Source organism: Streptomyces bicolor (assembly GCF_000719285.1).
Lineage (GTDB): Bacteria > Actinomycetota > Actinomycetes > Streptomycetales > Streptomycetaceae > Streptomyces > Streptomyces bicolor.
Genome location: NZ_JOFS01000090.1, coordinates 1 through 1,805, shown reverse-complemented (window position 1 = coordinate 1,805; position 1,805 = coordinate 1). Strand labels below are relative to the sequence as shown.

Sequence of the window (1,805 nt, the reverse complement as noted above, 5' to 3'; positions counted from 1 at the left end):
AGCGGGGTGGGGAATGGCTTCTCTGGATTGCTCTGACCTCAACTGGGTGCACGGATCTGCACTGTTCACCTGTACCGCCTTTCTGCCGCATTAGACCTGTTGCGTGTGTATAGTGATCGCGTGACTGTGACCAGGAAGGTTCGCCGGTTCTCCGGCGGCGTGTACGACCTCGGGCTCCACGTGGTGTGGTGCCCGAAGTACCGCCGTCCGGTCCTCGGCGGCCGGGTCGCGGAACGCCTCGACGAGCTGATCCGGCAGAAGGCAGATGAGCGCGGGTGGAAGGTCATCGCTCTTGAGGTGATGCCCGACCACGTACACCTCTTCGTCAAGCACGATCCGAAGTCCTCGGCCTCGTACGTGGCGAACCAGTTCAAGGGCTTCACCTCCCGCGTCCTGCGCGCGGAGTTCCCGCACCTCAAGAGCCGCATGCCCACGCTGTGGTCGTCGTCGTACTTCGCCGCGTCGGTTGGCGCGGTGTCGGCGGCCACGGTGGAGAAGTACATCAACACCCAGTGGGAACGCCCCTGGAAGAAGGACAAGGAGGAACGGCCTTGATGCGGGCGTACAAGTTCCTCCTTCGCCCAACGGCAGGTCAGCAAGCCGCGTTGCGGGCGATGCTGGCCGACCACTGTTCGCTCTACAACGGGGCGTTGCAGGAGCGTCGGGACGCCTACCGGCACAGCTCGAAGACCTCGGTCAAGTACGGGGATCAGTCCGGCCAGCTCAAAGCGATCCGGGCGTTCGACCCGGAGCGTCAGGGCCGATGGTCGTTCTCCAGCCAGCAGGCCACGCTCAGGCGGCTGGACAAGGCGTTCCAAGGCTTCTTCAAGCGGGTGAAGGCCGGTCAGAGGCCCGGGTACCCCAGGTTCAAGGGCGTCGGGCACTTCGACACCGTCACCTTCCCCAAGGACGGCGACGGCTGCCGCTGGGACTCCACCCCGCACGACCGGCAGACCCGCGTCCGCCTTCAGGGTGTCGGGCACGTCCGTGTGCACCAGCACCGACCCGTGCAGGGCCGCGTCAAGACGATCTCGGTAAAGCGGGAGGGGAACCGCTGGTACGTCGTCCTCGCCTGCGACAACGTGCCCGCCGAGGAACTGCCGCCCACGGGCGCGATCATCGGCATCGACATGGGCGTCGCCCACTTCCTGACCACCTCCGGCAGCGAGCACGTCGCCAACCCGCGCTTCCTGCAGGCGATGGCCGACGAACTGGCCGAAGCGCAGCAGCACCTCGCGAGGTTCCCCAAACGAACTCGGCAACGCACCAAGCGCCACCGCGCGGCGGCCCGGAAGGTCGCCAAGCTGTACGGCAAGATCCGGCGGCAGCGCGCCGACTTCCACCACAAGACCGCCCGCGCGCTCGTCCGCGACCACGACGTGATCGCGCACGAACGGCTGAACACGGCGGGCATGACCAAGAGCCCCGCCCTCAAGCCCGACCCCGACCAGCCCGGCGGCTTCCTGCCCAACGGTGCTGCCGCGAAGGCCGGGCTCAACCGCAGCATCCTCGATGCGGGTTGGGCGCAGTTCCTCGGAATCCTGGCGAACAAGGCTGAGAGTGCCGGTCGCCTCGTGGTCCCGGTGGACGCGCGCAACACCTCCCGCACGTGCCCCGAGTGCGGGCACGTCGCGCAGGAGAACCGCGTCACCCAAGCGAACTTCGAATGCGTCAGATGCGGGTTCGCGGCGAACGCGGACCACGTCGGCGCGACGAACGTCCTCAACAGGGCCGGGCTGGTCCTCTGCACGGCGGCTTAGCCACCGACGCAGGAAGCCCGCGCGTTTACGCGTGGGTGGAGTCAC

Annotated in this window: 2 protein-coding genes; both read left to right on the top strand. The window is 67.3% G+C overall.

Annotation, left to right across the window (positions count from 1 at the left end):
* Nucleotides 1–126 precede the first annotated feature (126 nt).
* A complete protein-coding gene (gene tnpA, locus IF78_RS0142725) occupies nucleotides 127–555 on the top strand; it encodes an IS200/IS605 family transposase (RefSeq protein ID WP_107050133.1) in 429 nt (142 codons plus the stop codon).
* Nucleotides 552–1,760: an RNA-guided endonuclease InsQ/TnpB family protein gene (locus IF78_RS0142720; protein WP_031498879.1), complete on the top strand. Its 1,209-nt coding sequence runs from the start codon at nucleotides 552–554 to the stop codon at nucleotides 1,758–1,760. Before tnpA ends, IF78_RS0142720 begins: the two co-directional genes overlap by 4 nt.
* Nucleotides 1,761–1,805: the final 45 nt, after the last annotated feature.